Genomic DNA, 24,417 nt, shown 5'->3' with positions numbered 1-24,417 from the left:
CTCTAGCGCTCATAGACTAAGCGCTAGTAGCTACTATAAACAGAGTAAGTGAGTATTTGTGACAGTTCGAAAAATCTACCAGGATGAGCTTGCAGCTCGCGGTTACAGTGCTGACCCAGCGCAGTTGCGAGCGGTGCAGGTTCTGGAGAGCTGCGCGCGAGAATGGTCAAAGTATCGTGAGCAACGTTCCAATGTCATCAAAAAGCTGATCAACCGTCCTCCTATACCGCGTGGCGTGTATATGTATGGCGGGGTAGGGCGGGGCAAGAGTTTTTTGATGGATTGTTTTTTCAGCGCGGTACCACTCAAGCGCAAAACACGCTTGCATTTTCATGAGTTTATGCGCGAGGTTCACCGTGAACTTGCCAATTTGCAAGGCACTGTCAATCCGCTGGATCGGTTGGCCAAGCGTATCGCTGAAAAGTACCGATTAATCTGTTTTGATGAGTTCCATGTATCGGATATAACCGATGCCATGATTTTGAACCGCTTGCTGAACGCTTTGTTTGCTGAAGGTGTGGGCTTGGTAACAACTTCCAATTTCAAGCCTGATGATTTATACCTCCATGGTTTGAATCGCGACCGATTTTTGCCTGCCATTGCATTATTGAAGAAGCATTTCCATGTGATCAATGTGGACAATGGAACAGACTATCGCGGCCAAACTCTGGCACAGCTGGAGTTGTATCACACCCCATTAGGGGAAACATCTGAAGCGGCCATGAAAGATGCATTTGAGCGTTTGGCTGAAAGTCAGGATGAAGATCCAGTGCTGCAGATCGAAGCTCGGAAAATTTATGCACTTCGCAAGGCTGGTGGTTTGGTGTGGTTTGATTTCAAAGCTTTGTGTGGTGGGCCTCGTTCCCAAAACGACTATCTGGAAATTGCCACGCAGTTTCACACTGTATTACTTAGCAATGTACCGCAAATGGCACCACGCATGTCCTCCGAGGCGCGGCGTTTTACTTGGTTGATTGACGTGCTCTATGATCGCAGGGTCAAATTGATCATGTCGGCCGAGGTGAGTGCCCCTCTGCTGTATACGGAGGGTTTGATGGCCAATGAATTTGTACGCACGGTGTCGCGCATTCATGAAATGCAGTCCGCTGAATTTTTGGCGCTTGACCGCAGAGATGTTGACACGAGCTTGTCGACATGACTCTTTTTCGTATCCTTGTCCAATTGGGCCTGTGGATAGCTTTTACCACCCAAGCTTCTGACGTAGCGGATACAACTTTTGATGTGACAGCGCAAAGAGCGCGTATTGCTGCTCAACGAGCAATACATGAATCGAATTTTTCAAAAGCTCAACAAGTATGTTTTGATCGTTTTGCTGTCACCGATTGTTTGCGCGAAGCCCGCCATGTTCGCCGTGTCGCCATGGATGAGTTGCGTCGTCAGGAAGTTATTCTGAACGATTTGGATCGACAGACCAAGGCGGTGGCTGAGATCAACCGCATTGAGAGCAATGTCACGCCTGAACGACAACAAGAATTGGCGAAAGAGCGCCAGCAGGCTTTGCAGGAAGCCAATGATCGTCAACAACGCAGTGTTGAAAAAAAATCCTCAGCGCTTCGTACAGATTTAAAGTCGAAAGAGGTTGATAAATCTGATGCGCATGGCCTCACTTCTGCCGAAACTACTCGACAACAACAAATTTACGATGAAAAGGTTCAGCAATCCCTGCAGCGTAAGGCAGATAAAGTCAAAAGTTTGAACGAAAAGGATCAGCGCTTGGTCAAGCCACTTCCATTACCTGCCCAGTGAAACTATGAGTAGCACAAAAATTTTAGAAGCATAGGCTTGTGTGCCAACTCTGCAGTTTTCAAAACAGGATCATCTCAGCAAGGGATCAAACTTGACGATAACCAAAGACAGGTTGTCCCCGCTTCCTTTGGCTCGTGACCGGGCTTTGTCGATTAAAAACTCGCTGGCCTCACGTGGCGAAAGTGAGAGCAGCACGGAGCCTAGCTCTGTTTCATTAAAGTAGTGCCAAACCCCATCACTACACGCCATCAGAGAGTCTCCTATCTTCATGCGAGTAATAAAGTGGGTATCAATTTTGGGCTCATCATCCGTACCCAGACACCCCGTCAAAATGTTGGATTGCGGGTGAAAGTTGGCCTCTTCTGCTGTCAGTTCACCACGGTTAACCAGCGTTTGAACATAAGAGTGATCCAATGTGCGTTTGACTAATTGGTTTCCATGAAAATGATAAATACGAGAGTCTCCGGCGTGCGCCCAATAACAATCGCCACCAGGGTTGATCAAATAGGTTGCAACCGTGCTATGGGGTTCCTCTTCGGAAGAGATGGCCGTGAGCTTAATGACAGTATGTGCTTCCAACACCAGTTGCTTAAGTGTTGCAATGGGGTCGTCTGTTTCGGGTGAGTAACGTTCAAATAATTGTTGAGCCGTCAGCATAACTTGGTCAGAAGCTTTTCGCCCCCCACTACGGCCACCCATGCCATCCGCCAATACTGCCAGGATACATCCTTTGGCTCGTGGATGACTGAGCAATGTCACCTGGTCTTGCTGATAGTCCCGGTCACCTTTGTGAATACCTGTGGCTGCATTCAGCCGGTAACCCTTGGTTTTCATCAATTCACCAGATCTTCCACCAGGGATCATTTCTAGATTTGAAGCCCTGTGAAAGATAGTGGGTTTGGGGGTAATTTTTCGTCAGGATGCGTTGCGAGTCGTCACGCAAATCACTCATGCCCAGTGCATCGTACGACTTGACCATAATGAACAACGCTTCCTCTTGTGCGGGAACCCCAGAATAGTCACGAACGGCAGTTTGCGCCCGGTTGATGGCTGCCAGATATGCACCACGTTGAAAATAGTAGCGTGCAACGTGAACTTCAGACTGAGCCAGTGAATTGACGATGTAATTCATTCGCGATGAAGCATCTGGTGCATAGCGGGAATCGGGAAACCGAGTCACCAGTTCCTTGAAAGATTCAAATGAATCCTTAGCCGCTTTTTGGTCACGTTCAGCTAAATCCTGTCGCGTTAAACCTGAAAACATACCTAAGTCATCGTTGAAATTGATGATGCCTTTAAGGTACAGGGCGTAATCGATAGCTGGGCTTGCAGGATGCAACTTCATGAATCGATCAAGTGTTGCAATGGCAAGAGCCGGCTCACCAGCTTTGTAGTGTGCATACGCCTTGTCTATTTGAGCTTGTTGCGCAAGCGGGGTACCTGCTGCTCTACCTTCAAGTTTTTCAAATAAAGGAACAGCCTTGTCATAGGCACCCGTGTTGAGCTCGTCTTTAGCCTCTGCATAAATTTTATTCGGGCTCCAGCCAGTGGTGGGGTCCTTGGGCGTGGAAGAGCAACCATTTAATAAAGCCCCACATGCCAACACACAGGCGTATACAACGGATAATTTAAAACTTGGCATAAGGAATAGCTTTCTTGGAAAACACCAAAACAATTATATCGGCGGCCCTAGAGGGTGAAGATGTTGACCCTTTGGTCGAATCACAAGGTGATGCGGAAATTCGCCAGTTTAGTTTTTCCGTGGCTCAGCATGGTATGCGACTTGATCATGCCTTGGTGGACATCGTGCCAGAATTTTCCAGAAGCTACTTGCAGCAATTAGTTGAGTTGGGGTTTGTCCGTGTCAATGGTCAAGTCGCTCGTAAACCGTCCCAAAAAATCAAAGCTTTTGAGTTGGGTTACATTGAACTCAGGCCTACGCCTCAAAGTCAAGCGTTCAAGGCTGAAAATATGAGCCTTGATATAGTTTATATTGATGAGCATTTGATGGTTATCAACAAGCCTGCAGGCTTGGTCGTTCACCCGGCACCAGGTAACTGGCGTGGTACTTTGATGAATGGTTTACTGGGATTTGATTCGCAAGCTTTCAATTTGCCACGTGCCGGAATAGTTCACCGACTTGATAAAGACACCAGTGGTTTGATGGTGGTGGCTCGAAAAAGAAGTGTTATGGATGCCTTGATCAAGGCGATTGCCGCAAGGGATGTAAAGCGCCAATATCTAGCTTTGGCCCATGGCAGATGGTTAGGTGGGCCGCATCGGGAGGTAAATGCACCAATTGGCCGAGACCCAGGCAACAGGCTCCGTATGGCGGTGGTCGACCTCGATTTGCACACAGGGAAAACTGCACAAACCGACGTAGACTTGCTCGCCAATGGTGCACATGGTTGCTTAGTCAAATGCACTTTGCACACGGGAAGGACACATCAAATCAGGGTTCATATGGCATCATTGTCACATCCATTGGTGGCTGACTCGAGCTATGGCGGGATGATTGCAGCAGGCATGCAGCGTCAGGCGCTACATGCATTTCATTTGGCTTTTTTACATCCTGTGACAGCTGAATCGTTGAGATTTACGACTCAGTTGCCCATCGATTTTTCGCAAGCGCTTGATTGTTGGGGTCTCCAGTACAATCAGCATATTTCGCAGATGAACACCAAATTAAGCTCAGCTAAGAACTGAGGGTGTACTTGCTTGCCCTTAGGCACCACTCCAATCTCTTTGGCACTTCTTTGTGCCTTTTTACATGGTGAACCATGAATACGCTGGATGCCAAGCGCGTCCTTGAGACGGCACTTCTTTGTACGCAACAACCTGTGGCGATAAGTGATATGCGCACGTTGTTGGGTGAAGAAATTTCGACTGATGCGATTCGGGTTCTTCTGTCAGATTTGCAGAATGAGTGGTCAAATAGTGGAGTTGAATTGGTAACTTTGTCTAGCGGCTGGCGCTTTCAAAGTCGACCGGAAATGCGGGTGTATCTGGATCGGTTGCATCCGGAAAAACCACCACGGTATGCCAGAGCTACTCTTGAAACCTTAGCTATCATCGCTTATCGGCAACCTGTGACACGTGGTGACATTGAAGATATCAGAGGTGTGACCGTCAATTCGCTGACAATCAAGCAACTTGAAGATCGAGGTTGGATTGAAGTCATCGGTCATCGTGATACGGTTGGCCGACCTGCTTTGTTTGCAACAACCCGACATTTTCTTGATGATTTGAAACTCGACTCTCTGGATCAATTGCCGCTTTTAGATTCACCAACAATGGCATTGGAAACGTTTGATGTGTTTCTGAATGCTGATTCTGAGCGGGGTCTTGATGCACCGCAAAGCGGCAGCCAGCGTTCCACGATGGCATCGGATATTAAAAGGTCTGAAGACAGTTCTTCAGATATTGCTAACCAACAAGTGTCCCTATTAGGGGATCAAACATGACTACTTCATCTGATAACCCGCAGTCAGTATCGCCTATTTCTGATGCCATCCGTTTCGAGGATGTTGTGTCGGGTCAGTTTGATGTCGAGGAGTCTATAGATATTGCGATTCCTTTGAAAAGGGTTCTGTTGCCACAACCTGAATCACCAAAATTGCACAAAGTACTGGCGCAGGCTGGAATGGGTTCGCGTCTGGAAATGGAGCAGCTGATTATTGAAGGACGTATTACTGTTAACAATGAACCTGCACACATTGGTCAGCGGGTGCAGTTTGGAGATCATGTTAAGGTCAATGGTAAGCCCATTCGCTTTCGAATTGATCCTCCGCCAGCACGCGTTATTGCCTATCACAAGCCAGCTGGTGAAGTTGTAACGCATGATGATCCGCAAAATCGCCCCACAGTTTTTCGTAAGTTACCCAAACTTTTTCAAGGTAAATGGCAATCTGTCGGGCGACTTGACCTGAATACGGAGGGACTGTTGCTGTTTACAAGTTCAGGAGAATTAGCCAACAATTTGATGCACCCCAGGTTTGGGTTGCAGCGTGAGTATGCTGTGCGCGTTTTGGGAGGACTCAATCCCGATGAAAAACAGAGACTACTATCCGGTGTTCAGTTGGGTGACGGTATCGCTCAATTCGGTTCGATTGAAGATGGTGGTGGTGAAGGTTCTAATTGCTGGTATCGAGTTACTATCTCCGAGGGGCGCAACCGTGAGGTTCGACGCATGTTCGAAGCTGTGGGGCATGCCGTGAGTCGTTTAATTCGCATCCGGTATGGAGCCATGGTGTTACCACGTGGTTTGAGGCGGGGTTCTTGGATGGAGCTTGATGCAACAGACATTGGTTTGTTAATGCGCGCGGTTAATGATCGGTCTGTGCGTGAAGGAGACATCCAGGACGGTGATGTTAAAAAGGAAAATGTCATACGTCGGCCACGTAACACTGGCATACCCATACGAGGCAAACGTCCTAACGCTCGACCTGCATCCCTGGGGCAGGCTCAGCCTGACCCGATGAAAACATCATTGGGTTACATTGGTGTGGATAGTTTTTCGCGACAACGGGAAGAGGCTGGAAAAAAACGAGGTGGCGGATCGGGTTCTAGTGGCGGCCGACGTATGTCAGGTCGTAATCGATGATCATTTGACTTATTCCTCTGTTTGCAACTACCGGTAAATGCATATGGGTGAAAGTGAGCCCAGTTCGGGTTAAGATCAAAGGCTTTGACAAAAGTGTCAAATGTCTATGTATTGTTTAGGAGAAAACTTATGACTATCGAATGCACTCTTTCAATTATCAAGCCAGATGCCGTGGCGAAAAACGTTATTGGCCAGATATATGCACGTTTTGAAGCCGCTGGCCTGAAAATTGTGGCTGCCAAAATGGTTCACTTGTCACGCGGCGAAGCCGAAGCTTTTTACGCAGTTCATAAAGAACGTCCTTTCTTCAAGGATTTGGTTGACTTCATGATTTCTGGCCCTGTCATGATTCAAGCGCTTAAGGGGGAAAGTGCCATTGCTAAGAACCGTGAGCTTATGGGTGCTACAGATCCTAAAAAAGCAGCATCTGGGACTATTCGTGCTGATTTTGCTGACAGTATTGATGCCAATGCGGTGCATGGTTCTGATGCGCCTGAAACTGCTGCGGTGGAGATTGCCTTCTTCTTCCCCGGCATGAACGTTTACGCACGTTAATTACAATATGACGGTCAACCTGCTCGATTTTGATCTCGAGAGCTTGGCCGTTTATTGTGAGCGGCTGGGTGAAAAACGTTTTCGTGCGGTTCAGCTCTTTCGTTGGATTCATCAAAAAGGTGTCCAAAAGTTCGAAGATATGAGTGACTTGGCCAAGTCATTTCGAGAAAAATTAGGGGGACTGGCTTGCATCAAGGCGATGCCTGTTGTCTCTCAGCACATTTCGATTGATGGAACGATCAAATGGCTTTTTGATGTGGGTGACGGCAATGTAATAGAGACCGTATTTATTCCAGAAGATGATCGTGGAACACTTTGCGTTTCATCTCAGGCTGGTTGTGCAGTGGGGTGTCGCTTCTGTTCAACAGGTCATCAAGGTTTTAGCCGAAATCTGACTTCCGGGGAGATAGTTGCTCAGCTTTGGTATGCGGAACATTTTCTTCGCAATTATCTGCACCGCGATGAACGTGTTATTTCCAATGTGGTAATGATGGGAATGGGCGAACCTTTGCAGAACTACAGTGAATTAGTTCCTGCTTTGAAGGTGATGCTTGATGATCATGGATATGGTTTGTCCCGCCGTCGTGTGACGGTGTCGACTTCGGGTATTGTTCCCATGATGGATCGACTGTCTCAAGACTGTCCTGTAGCTTTGGCTGTTTCTTTGCATGCACCAAATGATGCATTACGGGATCAATTGGTTCCTCTTAATTTGAAATACCCGTTGTCCCAATTAATCGCTGCATGCCACCGTTATCTGGCTTTTGCGCCACGTGATTTCATCACTTTTGAATACTGCATGCTTGATGGAGTGAACGACACGGATGCATGTGCACAGCAATTGATCCAAAGGATCAAAGCCCATCCTGGCGCATGGTGCAAATTCAACTTGATACCTTTTAATCCGTTTCCAGCATCAGGTTTATTGTGTTCAAAACCGGATCGTGTTCAGTCTTTTGCGCGTATTTTGAATGATGCTGGCATCATTACTACAGTACGCAAAACACGGGGTGACGATATCGACGCTGCTTGTGGGCAACTCGCTGGAGATGTCAAAGACCGAACACGTGTGGCTGATCGTATGGCTCGTCAAAGGACCATTCATATTCATCCTGTTGTCAGCGAAGATAGCACTCACAAAAGGTCACTTCAATGATTCGGTTTACAGGCATCTTAAGTTTGCAGAATGTTCATCGATGGTTGTTTTTGTTGACGTTCGTTTGTATTTTTGCAGGTTTTGGTTCTGGATGTTCGACGCAGGCGACTATAGATGGTGCATCTATTGGCCGTGCAGAAGTCGTGACCGAGTCTGATGAAACGAATGAACGTAAGAGAGCGCGCATTCGTATTGAGTTGGCAATGGGTTATTTTGAGCAAGGTAAAACAAGTATTGCTCTCGATGAGTTGAAGCAGGCTATTGCTGCTGATCCAACATTTTCTGATGGCTACAGTATGCGCGGTTTGATTTATATGCGGCTTAATGATTTTGCTTTTGCCGAAGAAAGCTTCAACAAAGCACTGTCTTATAAGCCTAATGATTCAAATGTTCTTCACAATTTGGGCTGGTTAAAGTGTCAGCAAGCGCTTTACCAACAGTCGTTGCAGTTTTTTTCGCAGGCACTAGCAAATCCAATGTATGGTGCACGTGCTAAAACCCTGATGGCACAGGGACTTTGTCAGGTCAGGACTGGTATGTATTCAGAAGCAGAGGCTAGTTTGCTTAAATCATATGAGTATGACGCAGCTAACCCAGTGACTGGTTACAACTTAGCCAGTTTACTTTACCGAAAAAAAGACTTTGTACGTGCGCAGTTTTATATTAGACGATTAAATAACAGTGAGCTGGCAAATTCTGAGTCCCTATGGCTAGGGATCAAAGTTGAAAACCGATTAAATAATGCTGAGGCTATGAATCAGTTAGCTGCACAGCTTGAAAAAAGGTTTTCACAATCAAATGAAGCTGCTTTATATCGCCGTGCTGCATTTAACGAATAAACGTGTGTGATGGATGAACCTAAGACTGAGAGTATCCAGACTGGCTCAACTGGAGCCGGTGCATTGATTCGAACTGCACGAGAATCCCAAGGGTTGCACATTGCTATGCTGGCTGCATCACTCAAGATACCCGTCAAAAAGCTTGAGGCTTTAGAAGCTGATCGATACGACTTATTGTCTGACACTGTGTTTTTACGGGCTTTGGCTTCAAGTGTATGTAGAGCATTGAAAATTGATGTGGCTCCAGTTCTCGCCGCTTTGCCCCGCAATGAACTTCCGCGGATTAAAACTGATGAGTCGGGTCTAAATACTGTATTTAATGATGCAGCAAGCAAGTCGGCTAACTCTTTGTTTACTCAGATCACTCGTCCATTTGGCATTGCCATGATCGTGATTGCAAGTGGGATTTTTATTGTTTTTTGGGGACAACCTAATTCTTTTACCCCAAAGGTAGGGACAGTTAATACAGATCAAACCGAGTCAACTACGCCAATTTTTCCTTCACAAGCGAGTGCAATTGAGAGAAAACAGTTAAAGGATCCAGATGTATTGATGGAAGCAGTTACTCCTGATGCAGCTACTTCAATTCCTCTTATCGGTCAAATGCAAAATGTTTTAGCAGGTTCAGAGGCACCTGCTAAAACTGTATCTATGCCAGTTGAGGTCGCTGCAAATAATCCGAACATACTCCATTTGCAAGGCCATGGGTCGAGTTGGGTGGAGGTGATAGATGCACAGGGTGTTGTGCTGCTTCGCAAAACACTGAACACAAATGAGAAGATTTCAGTTTCTGGTAAGTTGCCATTGTCTGTTGTACTAGGAAGATCTGATTTGGTTGTGGTGACGGTCCGCGGTCAATTATTTGACACAGCCCAGGTAGCAAAAAATAATGTCGCTCGTTTTGAGGTGAAATAATGGATTTATCAATGCCTGTGAGCCCTTCTTTTGCAATTGCCAGTCGATCCCGGCAAGCGAGTTTGGTTTGGGGTAGCCGTCGTGTAACAGTCGGTGGTGGTGCACCGGTTCGGGTTCAGTCTATGACTAACACCGATACAGTTGATGTGATTGGAACGGCCATTCAAGTCAAAGAGCTTGCAATGGCTGGATCTGAAATGGTGCGACTTACGGTTAATACACATGAAGCAGCAAAGGCGGTTCCGCTCATTCGTGATCAATTAGATCGAATGGGCATTGATGTGCCCTTGATTGGTGATTTCCATTACAACGGGCATCGACTCTTAACTGAAATTCCTGAATGTGCGCAAGCCTTGTCAAAATACCGGATTAATCCTGGAAACGTAGGAAAAGGGGATAAACATGACCGCCAATTTGCGGTGATGATTGAGGCAGCTATTCGATGGGATAAGGCGATTCGGATTGGTGTTAACTGGGGTAGCCTTGACCAAGAATTGATGGCCAATTTAATGGATCAAAACAGCCGACGTATACATCCGTGGGATGTCAAGTCAGTTATGTACGAAGCCTTGATTTCATCGGCGATCAGTTCAGCAACTCAAGCTGTTGAGTTAGGAATGAATCCTGATCAAATCATTCTCTCATGCAAAGTCAGTGGTGTACAAGATCTGGTCTCTGTCTATCGTGAGTTGTCAAAGCGCTGTGATTATGCGTTGCATTTAGGGCTTACAGAAGCTGGTATGGGCACCAAAGGAGCTGTTGCTTCGGCAACCGCTTTAGCGATATTGTTGCAGGATGGTATTGGCGACACGATACGCGTTTCATTGACTCCTCAACCGGGCGAATCCAGGACCCAGGAGGTAGTAATTGCTTCAGAAATATTACAGGCACTTGAATTACGGTCTTTTGTTCCGAGTGTTACAGCTTGTCCAGGTTGTGGTCGAACGACGAGCACCACATTTCAAGAGTTGACGCAGCAAATAGAGATGTTTTTGCGAACACAAATGCCACAGTGGCGAACGAAGTATCCCGGGGTTGAACATTTGAAGGTCGCGGTGATGGGGTGTATCGTTAACGGCCCGGGTGAGAGTAAACAGGCTGATATTGGTATCAGTCTACCTGGGACTGGCGAAGCTCCTGCTGCCCCTGTGTTTATTGATGGAGAGAAATGCATGACACTTCGGGGAGATTCAATCGCCCAAGAGTTTCAAGTGATTGTTGAAAATTATGTTGAAAAACGCTTTGGTATTCCATTGGGTAACCGTGTTTGAATTGAGATTTCATGATTGATCAAGTTATTCCTGAAAAAATTACGAAATTAACTGCCGTTAAAGGCATGAATGATGTGCTTCCACCTGATTCAGCAACAGTTGAGTGGTTAGAGTCCAAAGTTCGCGTGTTGATGAGTCGCTATGCCTACCGAAATATTCGCACGCCTATTGTTGAACGAACCCCATTGTTTATTCGTGGATTAGGTGAAGTGACTGATATTGTTGAGAAAGAAATGTACTGTTTTGAGGATCGTCTCAATGGTGATTCGTTAACGCTTCGTCCTGAGGCTACTGCGAGTGTGGTTCGTGCAGCGCTTGAACACAACATGCTTTATGACGGAGGTAAGCGTTTGTATTACATGGGGCCGATGTTTCGTCATGAGCGTCCTCAAAAGGGGCGCTATCGCCAGTTTGATCAAATTGGAGCTGAAGCGCTGGGCTTTTCTGGGGCAGAGGTAGATGCCGAATTAATATTAATGGTCAATGCATTATGGAAAGAAATTGGCCTGATGGACGTTCGTCTTGAACTGAATAGTTTGGGGCAACCGGCAGAAAGGCTTCAGCATCGCAAAGCCTTGATTGGCTATTTGGAAAAACATCATGAATTGCTAGACGAAGATGCAAGGAGGAGGTTGTACAGTAACCCTTTACGCATTCTTGATACTAAAAATCCCCACATGCAGTCTTTGGTTGAAGCAGCGCCAAAGCTGATGGATTTTCTGGGTGAAACATCACTCGCGCATTTCAAAACACTGACTTCCATCCTGGATGCCAATGCTGTTGTTTACACAATCAACCCACGTTTGGTACGTGGTATGGATTATTACAACCTAACTGTTTTTGAATTCACTACAAATCGATTGGGTTCGCAGGGAACAGTCTGCGCAGGGGGGCGTTACGATTATCTTTTTGAGCAATTGGGAGGCAAACCGGCACCAGCTGTAGGCTGGGCATTAGGTGTAGATCGTGTTCTTGAGCTGGTTAAGAGTGCTGGTTTGAAGAATATTGAGCCAATTTTAGATGCCTATGCCATTGTGACGGAGGTGACGGCATTTCCTTTTGTGCACAAGATCATTCAGGGGTTACGAGAGGTTGGGTTAAGCGTTCAAATGCATACCAGTGCAGGCGATGGTGTGGGGAGCATGAAAAGTCAGTTTAAACGTGCGGATAACAGTGGTGCGCGTTTTGCCTTGATCTTCGGAGCAGATGAAATTGCTAATAGACAGGTAACCATCAAATCTCTACGCGACATATCGATAGGCCAACAGACATTGTCTTGTGACCAAATGAAGGAATGGGTAGCAACCCTACAATCAGCAGATTAACTGGATAATCAAATGGCAAATCATTTAGATCTTGAAGAACAAGAGCAACTTGATCAAATCAAGCACTTCTGGAAACAATACGGGAATGCCATCACTTGGGCGTTGGTTGTTGTGTTGAGTGCTTTTGCGAGTTGGAATTTTTACCAATATTGGCAACGCAATCAAGCGGTGCAGGCTGCTGCACTTTTTGACGAAATGGATCGTGCTATTCAATTGTCTGATGTTGAACGTATTGACCGGGTTTTTAGCGATATGAAAGATCGCTTTTCATCCACGACCTATGCCCAGCAGTCTGGTCTTCTGGTTGCTAAACAATATGTGGTTTTGGGTAAGCATGAAGCGGCTGAGAATGCCCTGATATGGGTAGCTGAAAAATCATCTGATCCGGGATACCAAGCTGTCGCCAAATTGAGGTTAGCCGCTGTTTTTATGGATGTTAAAAATTTTAATGCGGCTTTACTTCAACTGGACGGCCGGTTTCCTGCTAGCTTTGAGCCTCTCGTTGCTGATCGCAAAGGAGATTTATTTGCGCTTCAAGGTAACCGTAACAAAGCTGTGCTTGAATATCAAAAAGCTTACCAATTGTTTAATGCAAATATTGATTATCGTCGTCTGGTTGAAGTCAAACTCAATGCTTTAGGTGTAGATGCACAAGTCCAAGCTGCGACTACCATCGTGGCAGTGAAGTAAAGCGATAAGGCAAATATGTTATTGAACCGATCTTTTCGTTTTGCGTTCGTTGGATTGCTTATCGGGGCGATTTCGGCTTGCGCCAGTGGGCCGGAGATTCCCAAACCAGTCGATTTAGGACCCAATCCTGCTTTGTTAAGTGTACGTTTGGCATGGTCTACTAAATTAGGGACAGTCGATTTCCCTCTGCAAGTCAAGGCTGCTGGAGGATCAGTTTCAGTTGCCAGTTCAGATGGAAGTTTGGTGGCTTTAAATGCCCGTACAGGCGTTGAGATTTGGCGGACGCACGTAGGTGCCGCAATTTCTGCGGGTGTTGGTAGTGACGGCCGTTTTGCTGCGGTGGTCACGCGCAGCAATGAATTGGTAGTTGTTGATGGTGGTCAACATCCATGGCATGTACGACTGACATCACAAGTCTTTACTGCCCCGTTAGTTGCAGGTGAGCGTGTGTTTGTCTTGGGTGCTGATCGGAGTTTGAGCGCTTTTGATGCCATGACAGGTCAAAAGCTTTGGCAAACCCAAAGGCCTGGCGATGCCTTGATTCTCCGTCAACCGGGAGTATTGATGGCAGTTGGTAATACGTTGATTGCAGGCTATTCGGGCCATTTAGTTGGAGTGAATCCGCTCAATGGCAATGTTATTTGGGATGCACAGATAGCAACACCACGTGGTACCAATGACATTGAGAGACTGGTTGATCTGGTTGCTGGTGTGGCTCGGCAAGCCGATACGGTCTGTGTACGAGCTTTTCAAGCGACAGTCGGATGTGTGGATGCGGCGCGTGGAGTAGTAAATTGGAAAAAATCTGCATCTGGCTCAGTAGGGCTGCAAGGTGATGAGTCTCAGATTTATGGCATTGAAGAGGATGGTCGTTTGATTGCATGGAGACGTGCTGATGGTGAATCAGTATGGTCCTCAGACCGATTGCGTTATCACAAACTTAGTGCACCGTTGGTGCTTGGCCGTTCTGTTGTGGTGGGTGATGAGTCTGGTTTTGTGCACTTGTTATCTCGCACAGATGGTTCGTTTGTGACTCGATTGGTCACTGATGGCTCACCGATTGCCGTGACACCTGTGGCTGTAGATGAAACTCTTGTGGTTGTTACACGTAATGGCGGTATTTTCGGATTTCAACCGGATTAAAGCCAAATATTTTCTTTTTTTACTTTGGATATTATTTAATGAAACCTGTTTTGGCTCTGGTAGGCCGTCCCAACGTCGGAAAGTCGACGCTGTTCAATCGGTTGACCAAGTCGCGTGATGCCATTGTTGCGGACTTTGCAGGTTTGACTCGAGATCGTCATTATGGCAATGGCAAGCAGGGCAAGCACGAATACATAGTGATTGACACAGGTGGTTTTGAGCCTGACGCAAGCAGTGGCATTTATATGGAAATGGCTAAGCAAACACGCCAAGCAGTTGCTGAGTCAGATGTTGTCATTTTTGTGGTGGATGCGCGGGCAGGTGTATCTGCGCAAGATCATGATATTGCCAATTACCTCAGGCGCTTGGGCAAGCCTTGTGTGCTGGTAGCCAATAAAGCAGAAGGAATGCTGGAGGGAGTTCAGTTGGTTGAGTTTTATGAGCTGGGTTTGGGGGACGTATATCCCATTTCTGCAGCTCATGGTCAGGGAATTCGTTCATTGATAGACTTGGCACTTGCCCCGCTTCAGTTGCTTGACGAAGAGAAAGATGAAGCGGAACAGGCGGGTGTGATCAAACTTGCTGTTGCAGGTCGTCCCAATGTCGGTAAATCTACTTTGATTAATGTTTGGTTAGGCGAAGAGAGACTGGTTGCATTTGATTTACCGGGTACCACACGTGATGCCATATCCGTGCCTTTTGAGCGTAATGGTCAAAAATTTGAACTGATTGATACTGCAGGGCTCAGGCGGCGCGGCAAGGTTTTTGAAGCCATTGAAAAATTCTCGGTGGTCAAAACATTGCAGGCTATTGAGTCGGCACATGTAGTGCTTTTACTAATTGATGCCACGCAGGGTGTGACAGATCAAGATGCGCATATTGCCGGATATATTTTAGAGAATGGTCGTGCCGTAGTTCTGGCTGTGAATAAATGGGATGCAGTTGACGAATATCAACGCGAACTGGTCAAGCGGTCAATTGAAACACGTTTGCCATTTTTAAAATTTGCCAATATGCACTTGATTTCTGCGCAAAAACGTCAGGGCTTAGGACCTTTATGGAGCTCTATTGCGCAGGCCTCTAAGGCTGCAAATTGCAAAATGTCCACCCCAGTTTTAACTCGCTTGTTGCTTGAAGCTGTGCAATTTCAAAGTCCCAAGCGAGCAGGAATGTTTCGACCAAAATTACGTTACGCACATCAAGGTGGTATGAATCCGCCTGTGATTGTGATTCACGGGAATTCTCTTGAGCATGTTACTGAGGCCTATAGGCGCTTTCTTGAAGGGCGTTTTCGGAAGGAATTTGATCTAGTGGGCACTCCACTTCGGATTGAGTTCAAAACTTCTGCCAATCCATTTGTTGAGAAATCACAGTAATTTTGACGGCTTTTCCTCTACCTATGCTAACTTTATAGTCAAATTACGCGAATAATGCATTTTCATACGATGTGCTGTGGTATCGTAACCTCTTCTTAAATTTCCCGAACACGGAGAATATCGTGAGCAATAAAGGCCAACTTTTACAAGATCCATTCCTGAACACTTTGCGTCGGGAGCATGTGCCAGTATCTATTTATCTGGTGAACGGGATCAAACTTCAAGGCCAAATAGAGTCGTTTGATCAATATGTTGTCTTGTTACGCAACACCGTTACACAGATGGTCTATAAGCATGCCATTTCAACCATTGTTCCAGGTCGCGCAGTGAATTTTTCTGTCACTGAGGGTGATCAACCCGCTTCAGTTGGTTGAATCTTCTAGAACGCCTACTTTGCTGGTTGGGGTAGATTTTGGTCTGCCCCATTTTGACAGTAAGTTAGAGGAATTGGGTTTGCTTGCGCAGACAGCTGGATTAGATCCGGTTGCGAGAATGACTTGCAAACGACGTGCTCCTGATGCCGCACTCTTTATTGGGTCAGGTAAAGCCGATGAAATCAAAGAGCTTGCGCATCAACTCGGCGTGCAGGAGATTTTGTTCGACCAAAATTTAAGCCCGGCACAGCAGCGAAATCTTGAACGTCACCTGGAACTGCCGGTGAACGACAGGACATTGTTGATTTTGCAAATTTTCAGTCAGCGCGCACGTAGCCATGAAGGTAAATTGCAGGTTGAATTAGCACGTTTGCAATATTTAAGCACGCGTCTCGTGCGGAGATGGTCGCATTTGGAGCGACAAAGTGGGGGTATTGGCATGCGAGGTGGTCCAGGTGAAACCCAAATTGAACTGGATCGTCGAATGATTGGCGATAACATCAAGCGAATTAAAGAGCGCTTGGTCAAGGTGAAGCGTCAACGTCAAACTCAGCGTCGTCAACGTGATCGTCGCGATGCTTTTAACATTTCATTGGTAGGTTACACCAATGCAGGCAAGTCCACGCTATTCAATGCCTTGGTGAAAGCGCGAGCTTATGCTGCCGATCAATTGTTTGCCACTTTAGATACCACCACCCGTCAGCTTTATTTGGGAGAGGTCGGACGGATGGTCTCGTTGTCTGACACAGTGGGTTTTATTCGAGATCTGCCACATGGGTTGGTTGACGCTTTTCAGGCTACTTTGCAAGAAGCCGTGGATGCAGATTTATTGTTGCATGTCGTTGATTTTTCTAGCCCTGATCATGTCGAGCAAATTGCCCAAGTACAACGTGTGCTTGCTGAAATTGGTGCCTCAGAGATTCCTCAAATCTTGATATTCAATAAATTGGATGCTGTTTCAGATGATGGGCAGCCTGTAGCACTGCAAGATATGTACGACCTTGAAGGCATTCAGACTCCGCGCGTGTTTATTAGCGCGCAAAAGGGTTTAGGACTGTCTTTGATCCGTCAAATGCTTGTTGATCATGTTCAGTCGGCAAAATTGCTCAACTTGGCAGATGATAATTTCCCTTTAAGCCATGAGGCTGGTGCGTGATTCGGCACAATCAATCCTGTCAACACAAGAACTGATTCGATGAAACTTCAATTTTCTATTTTTAGCCTAGCTGCAGTGCCGCAGCGTTTGCGTGGAATGTTCAATCTTAATGATCCACGTTGGGGTCGTAACGATGACAAGCCTACCGAATCCCCTTCTGCTGACAAACCCGAAATCAGGCCTGATGAGACTCCAGCACCCAATCCAGAAGATCGCAGTCCACGTCATAACCCTACTCAAGGGCCGCCAGATTTAGATGAGCTTTGGCGCGACTTTAATCGTAAATTAGGTGGTCTGTTTGGTAATGCAAAAAACGGGGGCCGTCGTGGTGTACCACCAAGTGGTGGTAGTGGGTCAGGTGGAGGTGGATTTCAACCAGATATGAAAAGTGCTGGCATTGGCGCAGGTTTAGTGGTTGCTGTGGCGCTTCTGATCTGGCTTGGCACAGGATTTTTCATTGTGCAAGAAGGTCAACAAGCTGTAATTACACAATTTGGTAAGTATCACTCGACCGTTGGTGCTGGTTTTAATTGGCGGTTGCCGTACCCTGTTCAGCGTCATGAACTGATTTTTGTGACACAAATTCGATCAGTGGATGTTGGGCGTGACGTGGTGATAAAGGCAACAGGGTTACGTGAGTCAGCCATGCTTACCGAAGATGAAAACATTGTGGAGATCAAATTTGCAGTTCAATACAGATTGAGTGATGCTCGCGCTTATTTGTTTGAAAGTAAAGACCCTACTGGTGCGGTAGTTCAAGCTGCTGAAACCGCGGTGCGTGAAGTCGTTGGCAAAATGAAAATGGACAGTGCCTTGTCAGATGAGAGAGATCAGATTGCACCAAGAGTACGTGCTTTGATGCAGAAAATATTGGATCGATACAAGGTGGGTATCGAGGTGGTGGGTATTAATCTTCAACAAGGTGGTGTTCGTCCACCTGAACAGGTTCAGGCTGCTTTTGACGATGTTCTTAAAGCTGGTCAAGAGCGTGAGCGTGCCAAAAATGAAGCACAGGCCTATGCGAATGATGTAATACCGCGCGCAGTTGGAGCCGCCTCCCGTTTGAAAGAAGAGTCGGATGCTTACAAATCGCGTATTGTGGCGCAGGCGCAAGGTGATGCCCAGCGTTTCAAGTCTGTGTTGACTGAATACCAAAAAGCGCCACAAGTTACACGTGACCGCATGTACATTGATGCCATGCAGCAAATCTACAGTAGCGTTACCAAGGTGATGGTCGATTCCAAGCAAGGCTCAAATTTGCTGTACCTGCCTCTTGATAAGTTGATCCAGATGACGAGTCAAGTTGCCGCTGAGACTGCAACGGTGGTTTCGCCAGTCTCTGTGCCAAACTCGGACGGTTTAAACAACACGTCTAACTCTACTGATGTTCGTGCACGCGATGCAGCGCGTGCTCGTACCCGCGAAACCCGATAGGAGCCAAGTATGAATCGGCTGGGATTTATTTTTTCAAGCATCCTTTTCTTTCTGGCTATTGCCAGTTCTACCTTATTTGTGGTGGATCAACGCCAATTTGGCGTAGTCTTTGCATTTGGGCAAATTAAGGATGTGATTACTGAGCCAGGTTTGAACTTCAAACTTCCGCCCCCTTTCCAAAATGTGTCTTACATTGATAAACGCTTATTAACACTTGACAGTACTGATAATGAACCTGTTCTTACTGCAGAAAAGCAGCGTGTGGTTATTGACTGGTACGTACGTTGGCGCATTTCTGAACCAACAGAGTACATACGCAACGTCGGCACGTCCGAGGCGGAAGGTGCCAACCAACTCAATCGTGTGGTACGTAATGCGTTCCAAGAGGAAATCAACAAACGGACAGTAAAAGAGTTGCTTTCAGCCAAGCGCGAGCAGCTGATGGATGATGTTAAAAACGAAGTTCTTTCACAGGTTCGTGGTGTAAAACCTTGGGGTGTGGATGTGATTGATGTTCGCATCACCAGAGTGGACTACGTGGATGCCATTACAGAGTCGGTCTATCGTCGAATGGAAGCAGAGCGAAAACGTGTCGCCAATGAACTGCGTTCAACCGGTGCTGCTGAAGGTGAAAAAATTCGCGCTGACGCGGATCGTCAGAGGGAAATTACGGTGGCCAATGCTTACCGCGATGCACAAAAAATCAAGGGTGAAGGTGATGCAGAGGCATCCAGACTATATGCAGAATCTTTTGGTCGAGATCCTCAGTTTGCCCAGTTTTATCGCAGTCTGGATGCTTACAAAGCCGCGTTCAATAAAAAAAGTGATGTCATGGTGCTCGATCCTTCCAGCTCTGAGTTTTTTAAATCCATGCGTGGTGGGGCGCTATTGCCTGTCAAAAAATAAACAGGAATATCCTTGGATAGCACCACTTTCTGGACTGCCATGGCTTTGGTGCTGGTAATCGAAGGGTTTATGCCCTTTATTTCACCAGCTACTTGGCGGAGGACATTTGTCCAAATTTTGCAATTATCAGATGGTCAACTGCGTTTTTTTGGATTGGCTAGTTTGTTATTTGGGTTGGTGTTGATTTGGTCGGTTGTTTGACTGAAACTACGATTTAGCCCGGTAAAATCACGGTTTTAACAGCCTTCCAAAATCACATGTCTGCTTGGGTCCTACCGGATCACATTGCCGATGTCTTGCCGTCTGAAGCACGGCACATCGAAGAATTACGTCGAGACTTGCTGGACATGGCTCGTTGCTATGGCTATGAGTTGGTTATGCCGCCATTGCTTGAGCACCTTGAGTCTCTGTTGTCCGGGGCCGGAGAGGCTCTTGATCTTCAAACTTTCAAACTTGTTGATCAATTATCAGGGCGCATGTTGGGCTTGCGTGCTGACAGCACGCCGCAGGTTGCAAGAATCGATGCCCATTTGTTAAATCGCGCCGGAGTGACTCGCTTGTGTTACTGTGGGCCCGTGCTTCATACACTCCCAAGTGCGCCGCATGCTACTCGTGAACCCATGCAATTTGGTGCTGAGATTTATGGTCATGCGGGACTTGAAGCTGACATCGAAATTTTGTCTCTCGCTCTGGATAATTTGCGTGCAGCGCAACTGGCTGATCCTAGTATCGACCTAGCAGATGCACGGTTGCTAAAGGCTTTATTGGCGGGTGTTTCGTTGACTCAGCTTCAGATGAGCCAGTTACATTCGGCTTTGGCAGCTAAAGATAGTGCTGAACTAAAAAATCTTGCCAAGGATTTCCCCCAAGATGTTCGTCAAGGTCTACTTGCCTTGGTTGGGTTGTATGGTGACCAAACGGTTTTGAAAGAAGCTAGAAAAGTCATTCCGGCCTTGCCTGGTGTACATGAGTCGCTGCAAAATTTGCAGTGTTTGGCTGATCATTTGCAAGGTGCTAAGTTGACGTTTGATTTGGCCGATTCACGTGGTTATGCATACTACACAGGCGTACGTTTTGCCATTTATGCACATGGGGCAAGTGATGCGCTTGTCCGTGGTGGTCGTTACGATCAAGTGGGTGCAGTGTTTGGTCGCAATCGCCCGGCGGCAGGTTTTAGCCTGGATTTGAAGGCCTTGGTACGTGTTGTCAGGCCCAGGTCGTTACAAGCAGCCATTCGTGCACCGTGGCGTGATGATGGTCAGTTGAACACGGCTATAGCTGCATTGCGTTCGCGTGGCGAGATTGTGGTTTGTGTGTTGCCAGGGCATGAAAATGAAGTGGACGAATTTTTGTGTGACCGTGAATTGATCAAGGTAGCGGATCAGTGGGTTGTGCAGTCGGTTTAATGAAACATCAAAGCGAAGCAAGAAAATGAATGCAATCAAAGGTCGTAACGTAGTCGTTGTAGGCACCCAGTGGGGTGATGAAGGCAAAGGCAAGTTGGTAGATTGGCTCACTGAGAGTGCGCAAGGTGTGGTTCGCTTTCAGGGTGGGCACAACGCTGGCCATACCTTGGTGATCAACGGTGTGAAAACAGCCTTGCATCTGATTCCGAGCGGAATCATGCGCCCAGGGGTGAAGTGCTATATCGGCAACGGTGTCGTGTTATCTGCCGCCAAATTGTTTGAAGAAATTGCTGGATTGGAAAAAGTGGGTGTGGATGTGCGCTCGCGTTTGCGCATCAGTGAGGCCTGTCCCTTGATTTTGCCATTTCATGCTGCCTTGGATGTGGCGCGCGAAGCTGCTCGTGAGCAGGGTGGAAGTGAGAAAATAGGCACAACGGGACGCGGTATTGGTCCAGCCTACGAAGATAAAATTGCCCGCCGGGCCTTGCGTGTGCAAGACCTCAAGTTCCCAGAGCGTTTTGCCAGCAAACTGCACGGTTTGTTGGACCTGCATAACCATGTTTTAACCACATTTTTAGGATCTAAAGCGTTTGACTTTGGACCTACGCTGGCACCCTATATGCTTGACGGTGAAGTCCAGTTTCAGGCTGTGTATGACGAAGCCATGCGTCATGCGGAATTACTAAAGCCAATGATGGCCGATGTGTCACGCGAGCTTAATGATGCACACATTAAGGGTGAAAATCTGCTGTTTGAGGGAGCACAAGGTACTCTGCTTGACGTAGATCATGGTACCTACCCCTTTGTGACATCCAGCAATTGTGTGGCGGGTAACGCTGCAGCTGGTGCTGGTGTGGGCCCAAATTTGCTGCACTATATTTTAGGTATCACAAAAGCCTATTGCACTCGCGTTGGCGGCGGTCCGTTCCCAACCGAGCTTGAATGGGAAGTCCAAGGTACACCCGGTTGGCACATGAGTACAGTTGGTGCAGAAAAGGGAGTCACCACAGGACGCAGTCGTCGTTGTGGCTGGTTTGATGCGGCGTTGCTCAAACGAAGTGCCCAGGTGAATGGTCTGACCGGCTTGTGTATCACCAAGCTGGATGTGCTCGACGGTTTGCAGGAACTCAAGCTCTGCACCGGATATGAACTTGATGGCGCAGTGACAGACATTTTGCCGATGGGAGCAGATGACATTGCGCGTTGCAAACCTATTTATGAAACACTTGAGGGTTGGAGCGACAGCACTGTGGGTGTCACTCATTACGATAAATTGCCGACAGCTGCACGTTTGTATTTACAGCGGATCGAACAAGTCACAGGCGTGCCGATTCATGTGATTTCCACCAGTCCTGATCGTGATCACACCATCATGATGCGCCATCCTTTTTTGGCAGATTAAAGTTATTGACTAATTTGACCTCTAGTGCTTGATAAGTCTGCACTAGTAGCTATTCATTCAGGAGTACTCTAATGTTGACAGAAGACGGCAAGCATTTGTATGTGAGTTATGACGAATACCATAATCTGATCGAAAAATTGGCGATCAAGATTTTTCAGTCCGGTTGGGAGTTTGATAATATTTTGTGTCTGGCGCGGGGTGGCATGCGTCCAGGAGACATTCTTTCGCGCGTGTTCGACAAACCGCTGGCGATCATGTCCACTAGTTCGTATCGCTCGGAAGCCGGTACGGTACAAGGTAATCTTGACATTGCTCATTACATCACCACCCCTAAAGGTGAAATCGCTGGCAGAGTGCTGCTGGTGGATGATTTGGCTGATTCTGGTCACACGCTCAATGCTGTAATCCGGCAGTTGAAAAACAACTACCAACCTATCACTGAGTTACGCAGTGCGGTCATCTGGACCAAAGCCGTATCAACTTTTTTGCCGGATTATTGTGTGGATTTCTTGCCTACAAACCCTTGGATTCACCAGCCTTTTGAAAGTTATGACAGTCTGCGCCCGCAGCAGCTGCTCTCCAAATGGAGTGTTTGAATTTCGATATTCCAACTCATGACTGACTCAATTACCTCACTGATCCACCATCCGTATCAACCGCCAGCTGGTTTTGCTGCGCCACAACCTGGGGTTTTCAAGGCCTCTACGGTGTTCTTTCCAAATGTGGCGGCCATGCGTGAGTTTGATTGGAAGGACAAAACCGCTTACACCTACGGCCTGCACGGTACACCAACCACCTACATGCTGGAAGAGCGCTTGTGTGTATTGGAGGGGGGGCGACAATGTTTGTTGGTCCCCAGCGGTTTGGCTGCCATTGCTACCGTGGCTTTAGCGTTGCTCAAATCGGGAGACGAGGTCTTGATTCCTGACAACGCGTATGGCCCGTCCAAAGCTTTAGCCGAAAGCGAGTTAATGCATTGGGGCATCACGCATAGGTATTTTGATCCTATGAATCCTGCCGATTTGGCCGACAAGATCACATCCAACACCAAGTTGGTATGGCTGGAGGCCGCAGGCTCTGTCACACTGGAATTCCCGGATCTGTGTGAACAGGTCCGTCAGTGTAAGGCTGCAGGGGTGTACTGCGCACTAGACAACACTTGGGGAGCTGGACTGGCTTTCAAGCCGTTTGATCTAGTGCCGGGTACACAACAGCCCTTGTCCGTGGATATTTCTATCCATGCTTTGACCAAATACCCCAGTGGGGGCGGTGATGTGCTTATGGGAAGTGTCATCACGCAGGATGAGTCGTTGCACATGAAACTCAAGCTTTGCCACATGCGGCTCGGTTTAGGTGTTGGTGCGAATGATGCTGAGCTGGTGCTGCGCTCTTTGCCCAGTATGACCTTGCGTTACCGTGCGCATGACGAAACTACCCGTGAGTTGGCACTTTGGTGTGAGCAACGCCATGAATTTGCCCAAGTGTTGCATCCAGCCTTGCTCAATTCCCCTGGTCATATTTATTGGCAAACACTGTGTCGCAATGACGCAGGTGGTGCAGCTGGCTTGTTCAGCGTTATTTTTAAACCTGAGTTCAGCCAGGCGCAGGTAGATGTTTTCTGCAATGCTTTGCAGCTGTTCAAAATCGGCTATAGCTGGGGTGGCCCGATCAGTTTGGTCGTGCCGTATGAGCTTGCCAACATGCGTCCAACTTGGCCAAGCTATTTGCAGCGGGGCATTTTGGTACGTTTTTCAATTGGATTGGAATCCTCTTCAGATTTACAGGCTGATTTGTCAAAGGCTTTGTCAACCTTACGCTAAGCGCAGCGATCATTGGCTACTTTAGTTGGGTCTCAAGGAACCGAGTGTCTTGCCGGGTAAAATCGTAGTCTTAACTTGAAAGCATACCTTGGCAACACCTAATTACGGCTACGAAAAACGTCAAAAAGAACTGGCGAAAAAGAAGAAAAAAGAAGAAAAACTCAAAGAAAAAGCCCAACGAAAAGTGGGTGAGGGTACAGGCGATATCCCTCCAACAGCAGAGGAGTCGTCGGTTGTTACGGGTTCTGATTAAACCATCCGACGTTTAATCGCAGATAT

General features: G+C 47.1%; 26 protein-coding genes. 24 read left to right on the top strand and 2 right to left on the bottom strand.

What is annotated here, in order from left to right:
- The first annotated feature begins 58 nt into the window (after positions 1 to 58).
- Together zapE and LDN84_RS11965 are read left to right on the top strand one after the other, a co-directional pair.
- A complete protein-coding gene (zapE, locus tag LDN84_RS11970) occupies positions 59 to 1,159 on the top strand; it encodes a cell division protein ZapE (protein WP_223903690.1) in 1,101 nt (366 codons plus the stop codon).
- Complete coding sequence (locus LDN84_RS11965; RefSeq protein WP_223903689.1) at positions 1,156 to 1,767, top strand: hypothetical protein; 612 nt, start codon at positions 1,156 to 1,158, stop codon at positions 1,765 to 1,767. Before zapE ends, LDN84_RS11965 begins: the two co-directional genes overlap by 4 nt.
- A 69-nt stretch (positions 1,768 to 1,836) precedes the next feature.
- Here the strand turns inward: LDN84_RS11965 and LDN84_RS11960 are convergent, their stop codons facing one another.
- Positions 1,837 to 2,601, bottom strand: coding sequence for a PP2C family protein-serine/threonine phosphatase (locus LDN84_RS11960; RefSeq protein WP_223903688.1), 765 nt, complete (start codon positions 2,599 to 2,601; stop codon positions 1,837 to 1,839).
- Between the two features lie 4 nt (positions 2,602 to 2,605).
- Complete coding sequence (gene bamD / locus LDN84_RS11955; protein ID WP_223903687.1) at positions 2,606 to 3,409, bottom strand: outer membrane protein assembly factor BamD; 804 nt, start codon at positions 3,407 to 3,409, stop codon at positions 2,606 to 2,608.
- 14 nt (positions 3,410 to 3,423) lie between these two features.
- Between bamD and LDN84_RS11950 the strand changes: the two genes are divergently transcribed.
- The 22 genes from LDN84_RS11950 to LDN84_RS11845 all read left to right on the top strand — a co-directional run bounded on the left by LDN84_RS11950 (position 3,424) and on the right by LDN84_RS11845 (position 24,391).
- On the top strand, positions 3,424 to 4,473 hold the full coding sequence (locus LDN84_RS11950; protein ID WP_435405878.1) for an RluA family pseudouridine synthase: 1,050 nt from the start codon (positions 3,424 to 3,426) through the stop codon (positions 4,471 to 4,473).
- Between the two features lie 74 nt (positions 4,474 to 4,547).
- A complete protein-coding gene (gene scpB, locus LDN84_RS11945) occupies positions 4,548 to 5,231 on the top strand; it encodes an SMC-Scp complex subunit ScpB (RefSeq protein ID WP_223903686.1) in 684 nt (227 codons plus the stop codon).
- The gene (locus LDN84_RS11940) at positions 5,228 to 6,370 is read left to right on the top strand and encodes a pseudouridine synthase (RefSeq protein ID WP_223903685.1); all 1,143 of its coding nucleotides are present in this window, start codon (positions 5,228 to 5,230) and stop codon (positions 6,368 to 6,370) included. Before scpB ends, LDN84_RS11940 begins: the two co-directional genes overlap by 4 nt.
- A gap of 129 nt (positions 6,371 to 6,499) precedes the next feature.
- On the top strand, positions 6,500 to 6,925 hold the full coding sequence (gene ndk / locus LDN84_RS11935; protein ID WP_223903684.1) for a nucleoside-diphosphate kinase: 426 nt from the start codon (positions 6,500 to 6,502) through the stop codon (positions 6,923 to 6,925).
- A 7-nt stretch (positions 6,926 to 6,932) separates the two neighbouring features.
- Complete coding sequence (gene rlmN / locus LDN84_RS11930; RefSeq protein ID WP_223903683.1) at positions 6,933 to 8,081, top strand: dual-specificity RNA methyltransferase RlmN; 1,149 nt, start codon at positions 6,933 to 6,935, stop codon at positions 8,079 to 8,081.
- Positions 8,078 to 8,920: a type IV pilus biogenesis/stability protein PilW gene (gene pilW / locus LDN84_RS11925; protein WP_223903682.1), complete on the top strand. Its 843-nt coding sequence runs from the start codon at positions 8,078 to 8,080 to the stop codon at positions 8,918 to 8,920. Before rlmN ends, pilW begins: the two co-directional genes overlap by 4 nt.
- Before the next feature lie 9 nt (positions 8,921 to 8,929).
- Positions 8,930 to 9,835, top strand: coding sequence for a helix-turn-helix domain-containing protein (locus LDN84_RS11920; RefSeq protein ID WP_223903681.1), 906 nt, complete (start codon positions 8,930 to 8,932; stop codon positions 9,833 to 9,835).
- On the top strand, positions 9,835 to 11,106 hold the full coding sequence (ispG, locus tag LDN84_RS11915; RefSeq protein WP_223903680.1) for a flavodoxin-dependent (E)-4-hydroxy-3-methylbut-2-enyl-diphosphate synthase: 1,272 nt from the start codon (positions 9,835 to 9,837) through the stop codon (positions 11,104 to 11,106). The genes LDN84_RS11920 and ispG overlap by 1 nt, the downstream gene beginning before the upstream one ends.
- A 38-nt stretch (positions 11,107 to 11,144) precedes the next feature.
- Positions 11,145 to 12,431: a histidine--tRNA ligase gene (gene hisS, locus LDN84_RS11910; RefSeq protein ID WP_223912951.1), complete on the top strand. Its 1,287-nt coding sequence runs from the start codon at positions 11,145 to 11,147 to the stop codon at positions 12,429 to 12,431.
- Between the two features lie 12 nt (positions 12,432 to 12,443).
- The gene (locus LDN84_RS11905; RefSeq protein ID WP_223903679.1) at positions 12,444 to 13,121 is read left to right on the top strand and encodes a YfgM family protein; all 678 of its coding nucleotides are present in this window, start codon (positions 12,444 to 12,446) and stop codon (positions 13,119 to 13,121) included.
- 15 nt (positions 13,122 to 13,136) lie between these two features.
- Positions 13,137 to 14,264: an outer membrane protein assembly factor BamB gene (gene bamB, locus LDN84_RS11900; RefSeq protein ID WP_223903678.1), complete on the top strand. Its 1,128-nt coding sequence runs from the start codon at positions 13,137 to 13,139 to the stop codon at positions 14,262 to 14,264.
- A 38-nt stretch (positions 14,265 to 14,302) separates the two neighbouring features.
- The gene (der, locus tag LDN84_RS11895) at positions 14,303 to 15,640 is read left to right on the top strand and encodes a ribosome biogenesis GTPase Der (RefSeq protein WP_223903677.1); all 1,338 of its coding nucleotides are present in this window, start codon (positions 14,303 to 14,305) and stop codon (positions 15,638 to 15,640) included.
- 122 nt (positions 15,641 to 15,762) lie between these two features.
- On the top strand, positions 15,763 to 16,014 hold the full coding sequence (gene hfq / locus LDN84_RS11890) for an RNA chaperone Hfq (protein ID WP_223903676.1): 252 nt from the start codon (positions 15,763 to 15,765) through the stop codon (positions 16,012 to 16,014).
- The gene (gene hflX / locus LDN84_RS11885; RefSeq protein WP_223912948.1) at positions 15,992 to 17,170 is read left to right on the top strand and encodes a GTPase HflX; all 1,179 of its coding nucleotides are present in this window, start codon (positions 15,992 to 15,994) and stop codon (positions 17,168 to 17,170) included. The genes hfq and hflX overlap by 23 nt, the downstream gene beginning before the upstream one ends.
- A gap of 39 nt (positions 17,171 to 17,209) precedes the next feature.
- Positions 17,210 to 18,604: an FtsH protease activity modulator HflK gene (hflK, locus tag LDN84_RS11880; protein WP_223903675.1), complete on the top strand. Its 1,395-nt coding sequence runs from the start codon at positions 17,210 to 17,212 to the stop codon at positions 18,602 to 18,604.
- 9 nt (positions 18,605 to 18,613) lie between these two features.
- Positions 18,614 to 19,510 carry a protease modulator HflC gene (gene hflC, locus LDN84_RS11875; protein ID WP_223903674.1) on the top strand — a complete coding sequence of 299 codons (897 nt, stop codon included), beginning with the start codon at positions 18,614 to 18,616 and terminating at the stop codon, positions 19,508 to 19,510.
- Between the two features lie 12 nt (positions 19,511 to 19,522).
- Complete coding sequence (locus LDN84_RS11870; RefSeq protein ID WP_223903673.1) at positions 19,523 to 19,711, top strand: DUF2065 domain-containing protein; 189 nt, start codon at positions 19,523 to 19,525, stop codon at positions 19,709 to 19,711.
- Between the two features lie 56 nt (positions 19,712 to 19,767).
- Positions 19,768 to 20,916 carry an ATP phosphoribosyltransferase regulatory subunit gene (locus LDN84_RS11865; protein WP_223903672.1) on the top strand — a complete coding sequence of 383 codons (1,149 nt, stop codon included), beginning with the start codon at positions 19,768 to 19,770 and terminating at the stop codon, positions 20,914 to 20,916.
- A gap of 25 nt (positions 20,917 to 20,941) precedes the next feature.
- Entirely contained in the window at positions 20,942 to 22,318 is a 1,377-nt protein-coding gene (locus LDN84_RS11860; protein WP_223903671.1) for an adenylosuccinate synthase, read from the top strand.
- Positions 22,319 to 22,389: 71 nt separating this feature from the next.
- Positions 22,390 to 22,914 (top strand): phosphoribosyltransferase, encoded by a 525-nt coding sequence (locus LDN84_RS11855; protein WP_223903670.1) that lies wholly within the window; start codon positions 22,390 to 22,392, stop codon positions 22,912 to 22,914.
- A gap of 18 nt (positions 22,915 to 22,932) precedes the next feature.
- Complete coding sequence (locus LDN84_RS11850; RefSeq protein ID WP_223903669.1) at positions 22,933 to 24,138, top strand: PLP-dependent transferase; 1,206 nt, start codon at positions 22,933 to 22,935, stop codon at positions 24,136 to 24,138.
- An 88-nt stretch (positions 24,139 to 24,226) separates the two neighbouring features.
- Positions 24,227 to 24,391, top strand: coding sequence for a hypothetical protein (locus LDN84_RS11845; protein WP_223903668.1), 165 nt, complete (start codon positions 24,227 to 24,229; stop codon positions 24,389 to 24,391).
- The last annotated feature ends 26 nt before the right edge of the window (positions 24,392 to 24,417 follow it).

Origin of the sequence: Rhodoferax lithotrophicus, from assembly GCF_019973615.1 — a bacterium.
In the GTDB taxonomy this organism is placed as follows: domain Bacteria; phylum Pseudomonadota; class Gammaproteobacteria; order Burkholderiales; family Burkholderiaceae_C; genus Rhodoferax; species Rhodoferax lithotrophicus.
The sequence above is the reverse complement of the archived record's forward strand: the minus strand, read 5'-3'. Positions and strand labels throughout refer to the sequence as shown.